Genomic DNA, 7,776 nt, shown 5'->3' on the forward strand with positions numbered 1-7,776 from the left:
CGGTCTCCGTAATTAATAACGATGCACCTGAATTTTTCAACATAAACGATTGACGATCGGATGGATAGTTAGCATCGATCGGAACAAAACCACAACCACTTTTTAAAATCCCAAGCAAACTGATGATGTAACGAGCATCACGAGATAAACTAAGTCCAACAAAACTTCCAACGCCAACTTGATGTGTTTCGAGAAGATACTTCGAAAATTGATTGGACAATCGATCTAATTCTTCATACGTATAATTATGCTCATGATCGCTAACCGCAACTGCTGTAGGGGTTTTTAAAACTTGTGCTTGAAATAAATCAACCACATTTTCGCTAACAGCAGCTATGTTTTTTATGCCGCTAAAGTCTTCTAGTAAAGTCGTTTTTTCTGCTACCGAAAGGTAATTTAAGGAAGCTATTGATTGATTAGTATCTAATAAAACATCCGATAGTAATGCCTTAAAGTGAACAACCAAATCTTCTATTAATTTACGATCGTATACATCTGTGTTAAATGTAGAAAGGAATAAGAAATGTCCTTCTACTTCTTGATAGGTAATTTGTAAATCATATTTTGCAAATACATTTTCTGTATAGTATAGTGAATCAATTTTTGACGTATCAACCACAAGAGCATCATGCTCATTCGCATTTTGAACATCTAATAGAATGTCAAAAACAGGGTTACGATCTGGATTACGAATAATTTTTAAATCTTCTACCAATTGATCAAAAGGATAATCTTGATGATTAAAACTAAGCAACGTATCGTCTTTGACACGTTTGTAGAAATCCTTGAAACTTTCTTCCGAATTTACTTCGTTTCGAAGTGCCATCATGTTCACATAAAAACCAATTTGATCTTTTAAATCTGAGTGATTACGGCCAGCAACAGGACTTCCAATAATGATGTCTTTTTGCGAAGTATATTTAGACAATAATACATTCCATAGTGCCAACATTGCCGTGAATAAGCTTCCGCCATTTTCTTCAATAAATACTTTTAGTTTGTTAGATAATTCTAACGAAATATAGGTTTCTACTGCTGCGCCATTGTATGTAACTATTTTTGGACGTTTTTTATCCGTTGGTAAATTGATTAGCGGTAATTGTCCTGATAGTTTTTCTGACCAATAGTTTTTGTGTCCTTGAAAAGCATTTGATTCTTGTTGTGCTAGTTGCCATGAAGCATAGTCTTTATATTGAATACGCAATGCAGACAAGTTTACTTCATTACCAGATTGATACGCAGTGTAATACGCAAATAAATCTTCCTTCATTACATCTACTGACCACGCATCGCTTATGATATGATGCATGTTGTAGTATATTCTGAATGCATTTTCGGAAATACTTAATACTGTAATACGAAATAAAGGTCCGTTTACCATGTCAAACGTTTTGCCTGCATCACCCCAAATATAGTCACGAGCTGCTTTTTTTGGATCTACTTCTCGACTAAAGTCTTGGTAGTCAATTTTAAAATCTAACGCTGTTATTGGTAGTATCCATTGGCGCAATTCTCCTGCTTCATTTTCTTTGAAAACCGTACGCAGTATTTCATGTCGATTGATAACTGCATAGATGGCTTTTTCTAAGTTTTTTAAATCATGATCACCTTCTAACATAAAAGATGAAGGCATATTATATGCTTGCAAACCACCATCAAACTGACTTAATAACCATAATCTTCTTTGTGAAGAAGACAGCGGATAACTTTCATTTTCAGGAACTTTTGGTATGTCCTGATATTCGTTGGTAGTATCTAGCACGGTTTCATTATTCTTTAGAAAAGAAATAATTTCTTCCTTCTTTTCTCTAACCTCCTTGAGTATGTCCGTATCAATCTCTTGATTTTCTGTTAAGAGACTTAACTTTTCGTTGGTGTATCTTAAAAAGATTTTTTGGTCCGCTAATTTGTTTAAAAAGTCAATCATTTTAAATTTTCTTTTATTGGTGAGTTCTTTTAAAAATCACTTACTAGAAGTGTTTTTTATTGGTTATTTATTTGGAGTCTGGTATTGAAAAAGACTTAGTTTATAGGTCTATTGAGTTGAATTTACTAACGTCTATACTTTTTTGATTTAGAATGAAATCGATATATTTTGCTAGTTTTTCAATTGTTGAATTTTCGAAGAAATCTTCTGTGTCTATTTTTATTTTGAATTCTCTAAAGCAATCGTTGATACACATAATCCCTTTGAGACTATCGCCACCAAGAATGACAAAATCTTCATGTATTCCGATTTGATTTACTTTTAGGATTTGACTCCAAATTTTGGCTATTTTTTTCTCCGTTTCCGTTGATGGTTTTACTTGCTCTATTTCTGCGAGCACTATTGTATCCATTGGATCAGGCAACCGTTTTCTGTCTATTTTCCCATTTGGTGTTAATGGTAATTCAGCTAAAGGAATGTAAAGTCGCGGCACCATATATTCTGGTAATTTTTCATGCAAAATTGTCATAAGTTCCTTTTTCAGGATATTTATTGCTTTTTCTTCTTTTGCAACTACATATGCAACTAAGTATTTTGATCCTGTTTTGTTATCTTTTGCCAATACATATGCTTCACTGATACTTTTTACATCATTAAGTACATTTATGATTTCTTCAAGTTCTACGCGATTTCCATTGATTTTTACTTGATAATCTTTTCGCCCCATAAACTCCATGTTACCACTTGGCAACCAGCGACCTAAATCGCCCGTTTTGTACATACGCCCGCCTAATTCAGTGGAGAAAGGATCTGGAATAAATGATTTTTCTGTTTTTTCAGGATCGTTATCATATCCGCGTGCTACGCCAATTCCACCAATGTGCAATTCGCCAATAACACCTTCTGGAACAGGATTTAAGTTTTCATCTAACACATAGAAATAATTGTTTCTGATTGGTTTCCCGTAAGGAATACTGCTCCATTCTTCATTTACATTTTCAATTGGAAAGTAGTTTGACCAAACTGTTCCCTCGGTAGCGCCACCTAAACTGATGATTTCCGCATTTGGGAAAAATGTTTTTGCTTTTTCTGGCAATTGCACAGGAATCCAATCGCCACTCATAAATACCAATCGCAAATCAGGAAGCACTTCCGAAGCTTCTTCTTCCAATTGCATTACCAAATAGTTGAAGGTTGTTGGTACAGAATCCCAAAACGTAATACCTTCATTTTTGATAATATTTTTTAAAAGTTGAAAGTCTTCTATTTCTTTTTTCTTTACAATTACAACACTTCCACCAGCAGCCAACATTCCAAAAATATCATATACTGATAAGTCGAAACAAACTGACGTGATGAATAACATTTTGTCATGTTCATTTACGGAGAATCTTTCATTAACCCAACAAATTAAATTTACAGCGGAATAATGTTCAATCATGACTCCTTTTGGTCTTCCCGTAGAACCTGATGTATAAATAGTATATGCTAATTGTGTTCCTTTGATGTCAATGTTTGGATTGCTCGTGTGTTTTTGAAAATCAACTTCAGTCACATGTTTAAATGTTACATTTGGCATGCTAGTTTTGAGTTCCGCATCATAGTTTGTTAGTACCACTTTTACTTTAGAATTTTCTGCAATATATTTTTGACGGTCTAACGGATATGTAGGATCAATAGGAACATAGCTTCCTCCAGATTTTAAGATTCCCATCAACACAATTATCATATCAAAACTTCGCGTACATAAAGCGCCAACATTGGTTTCCGCAGTAATGCATTGCTGAATCAAATAGTGTGCAACCGCATTCGATTTTTCATTGAGTTCCTTGTATGTAAGTATGTTTCCGTGCTGTTGCAATGCAACTGCATTAGGCGTTTCTATACACTTTTGCTCAAACAACTCATGCATTCCAACATCCTGATTTTCAGTAACAATAGTTTTATTGTAATCGTATAAAAATTGTTTTTTTTCTATTTCATTCAAACAAGAAAGCGAAGCAATTTTTGTTTCTTGATGCAATAGCATTTCCGTGAATAATTGCTTAAAATGTCGTGCAAATTGACGCACAACTTTGGTTTCATATATGTCGCTATTATAGTTTACAATTAGCGAAAGTGTATTAAACTGATTACACAAACTAAACGAAATATCATGTTCAGTGAACGCATGTCCTTTTTCTGTACAATCAACATAATTGAAAGCAATATTAAATGTTGTATTATGTCCTGTTTCAAATGCAATATGATTTAGCAAATCTTCATAGGCATATTGATGTTGAATATCGCTTGTTATAATTGTTTTTACTCTTTGATAGAATTGTTGAAAATTTTCTTCAGGATTAATGATAATACGCGTACTCATTTTGTTTCCTGCTTCAATATTTTCATCTGTATCAACATTGATTATAATGTCTTTTCCTGCGCCGTATTTATAGAATAGTATATATAATACTGATAACCCTACATAGAAATAATCTTTTTTATTTTCAATTTGAAGGCTTGAAATTTTGGCATTCAGTTCTTCAGGGAAATAGTATTGTATACTATTACTATTTTTTTGGTTTTCTTTGAGTTGGCTTTTATAAGAAGGCAATTGAATGTTTGGCAAATCACCTTTCAATCGTTCTAACCAATACGTTTTAGGACATGTAGTTTCTGTGTTAATTACTGTATTTTCCATATGTGATAAATTTTTACAACAATATTATTTTGAGTGTGAAATTTATGGGGGAAAAGAGATTGATTTTAAATTTCAATCTCGTTGAGTTTACTAAGGTTTACGTCTTTTTGTTGTTGAATAAACTGAATATATTTTGCCAACGTTTCAATAGTTGTATTCGTAAATAAATCTTTGATCGTAATTTTGATGTTTAGTGTTTTTAAACATTCATTTATGATTTGAATCATAATCAAACTATTTCCTCCAAGCATGAAGAAGTCATCTCTAATTCCTATTTTTTCACGATTCATAATTTTACTCCAAATAGCTACCAATTGCGTTTCCATTTCATTTCTTGGTGCCACATAGTTGAGTTCATTGATTAATTCCATTCCATCTGGTTCCGGCAATGATTTGTAATCAATTTTCCCTGTACGTGTCAATGGAACTTCTTTCAACTTTACATAAGTATCTGGTAACATGTATTTTGGAAGTTTATCTAATAAATATTCCTGTACTCGATTCGAGTTTTCATCTGTACTTGAAGTATAGTAAGCCACCAATTGCTTTTCTTTGGAAGGGCTTTCTTTGATGAGAACAATTGCATTTTGTATTGTTTCTTTTTCTTCTAAAACCTTTTCAATCTCTTCCAATTCAATACGATGTCCTCTTATTTTAACTTGACTGTCCTTTCTTCCCAAGAAGTCTATGTTTCCATCTGCTAGCCATTTTCCAACATCGCCTGTTTTATACATGAACTTGCCTTTGCCATTGTTCACTCCTGTAAATGACCAAAGTGTGTATTTCTGGTTCCCATCGGTGCTTTTCACATAGTAATCCATGCTTCTAACTGCCAAGTCACCACCGCCAAGTTGTTGTAATAACGTTAAGAGTTGGTATTTGTCTTGAGCCACTGATTGACCCTTTGTGATGTAATGATCTTCTTCTGTATACACTATTCGATCTTCATGATCGCCATCATCAAATGGGATGATCGGTAACAAAGCCTGTACACAGAATTTTCCATCTGATTTCAACGTATCAAACATACTCTCCAACACACGTTTGGGGTATTCCAATCGGTCTAACACCAAGGTCATAAATGTAATATCAAACTGATCCTTGGTAAAGCCTGTCGATATCTTAAAATCTTCTGGAGATAAATCTACGCGCGACATTACAACTCCATAATCCTTGTGTGATTGGTTGTGTACAAAGTATGGATTGGCGTCTATTCCAAAGACATTTGCGCCCATATCCGATAAGATATCTAACAGTTCTCCATTTCCAAAACCAATGTCTAATACAGATTTGCCTTGTAACTTTTCGCCTGCTAATAATTCTTTTACCACTTCTTTGGTAAAACCAAATGAGCTGTAACTCCCTTTTTTACTTTCATTCAAATAACGTAAGAAGCCCGTTCTGAAAATATCACTCTCACTCTGGTAGAGTTGTTTGATCTTTTCTCGTAAGTCTTGCGATAATTCCTGATCGTTGTAAAACGTTTCAATGCTATCTTGAAAGAAGGATCTATTGCCACTAACTTCTACTTCTTTTTCTATAAAAGCAGCGACTGCTTCGGTGTTGTGTGTTAAGTGTCCTTTATAAGGGATCTCATAAATATCTGCCACAAATCGGTCTCTTGTTAATTCCTCTCTGTTTAGATATCCTTGTGCTACATTAGCGCCATTTACATAGAGTTCGCCTGTAATCCCTTTGCCAACAAGTTCGCCTTGATCATCTAAGATGTACACACCTGTATTGGTAATTGCTTTTCCAATCGGTACTCGGTTGTGATCTAAACGATCGCCTAGTTCATAAACTGTTGAGTATACCGTGTTTTCTGTGGGTCCGTAACCATTAACTAATGTCCCAACTCCTTTCCAACGCTCATAGAGTTCTTTGTCAAAGACTTCTCCTACTACAACTATTAATACATTGTCTATGCCTGTAAAGTCTTCTGGAGAGAGTGTTTTTAATAAACTTGGAATGGTAACAAAGACTTGGATTTTGTTCTTTAGTATGTACTCTGAGATACTCAGTTCTTCATGTCCTTTAAGATCGTACATGCATAATTTGTGTCCAAAACTAAGTGTCCAAAACGTCTCTCCTACTGCCCCATCAAAGTTGTATGAGAAGTATTGTAATACATGACTTTGTTCTACTCTACCTAAGTATTCTCCTTGCCAGTGAATTAGATTGCTCAGATTTTCATGATTCACTAAAACGCCTTTTGGAAGGCCTGTCGATCCTGAGGTATAAATTACATAGGCCGTACTATCCATTGGAATCTCTAATTGCAATGGCGTTGTTGGATAGGCGTCTTTTTCAAATTCTACATCCAGCGCTAGTAATGCGCCTTCATAGTAATCCATATCAAACATATAGGTGGTATCTGTAATCAATAGCTCAATGCCTGCATCATGAACCATATACGCTTTTCGATCTTCTGGATACGCAGGATCGATTGATACATACGCTGCTCCACTTTTTAAGATTCCTAGAATGCTCCATACAAAACGCTCGTCTCTAGCTAACTGGATTCCAACATAATCACCGAGTTGTACCTTATGATCTGTGGTTAAACTATGTGCTAGTTGTGTGGAGATTGTATCTAATTCCTCATAACTAAGTGTTTTGTCTTTATATACCAGTGCCGTTGCCTCTGGTGTCTTGGCTACTTGTTCTTTAAAAAGCGTTAAAAAACCTTTGCCAGAATATTGTTTTGTATCACCTTTAAAATCATGCAAGAGTTCATGCTTTTCTTCCTGCTTTAGATAGTCTGTATAACCAATTGCTTTTGTTGGATTGTCTATCAGGTTCTTGGTCAATTCTTTAAAGTGAACTAGTAAATTACTGATCATATCCTGATCGTATAAATCCGTATTGTACATCACTCCAATGGATAACATCCCACCAATGGGTTGTACGTGGAATTCAACATCGTTTTTACACAGTCCTTCCCCTAAATCAGTAATACCTGACGCATCTGTTATGTTTGACATTTTGTAGTCACTCATATCTGAGATGTTGTGAAGCGTTAACGAGATATCATATAACGGAGTTCTACTTGCATCATATTGCAAGCCTAATTCTTCAACAAGGGTATCAAAAGGATATTGCTGATGTGCAAAGTCTGACAGCACATTGTGCTTTACTTTTTCGTAGAGCTCATTAAAACTAGCCT

Annotated in this window: 3 protein-coding genes; all 3 read right to left on the reverse strand. The window is 34.6% G+C overall.

Annotation, left to right across the window (positions count from 1 at the left end; genetic code table 11):
- On the reverse strand, positions 1-1,927 hold a 1,927-nt coding region (locus tag H2O64_RS23830; RefSeq protein WP_187564758.1), incomplete at its 3' end, for a condensation domain-containing protein.
- 100 nt (positions 1,928-2,027) lie between these two features.
- The gene (locus tag H2O64_RS23835; protein WP_187564759.1) at positions 2,028-4,610 is read right to left on the reverse strand and encodes a non-ribosomal peptide synthetase; all 2,583 of its coding nucleotides are present in this window, start codon (positions 4,608-4,610) and stop codon (positions 2,028-2,030) included.
- Between the two features lie 65 nt (positions 4,611-4,675).
- Positions 4,676-7,776, reverse strand: a 3,101-nt coding sequence (locus H2O64_RS23840) for an AMP-binding protein (RefSeq protein WP_187564760.1), incomplete at its 5' end; no start/stop codon positions are given.

The sequence above is a fragment of the Kordia aestuariivivens genome (assembly GCF_014397005.1).
In the GTDB taxonomy this organism is placed as follows: domain Bacteria; phylum Bacteroidota; class Bacteroidia; order Flavobacteriales; family Flavobacteriaceae; genus Kordia; species Kordia aestuariivivens.

What these genes read in the sequence shown, in the direction of transcription:
- H2O64_RS23835 (WP_187564759.1), bottom strand. Translation starts at nt 4,610, where the DNA reads ATGGAAAATACAGTAATTAACACAGAAACTACATGTCCTAAAACGTAT.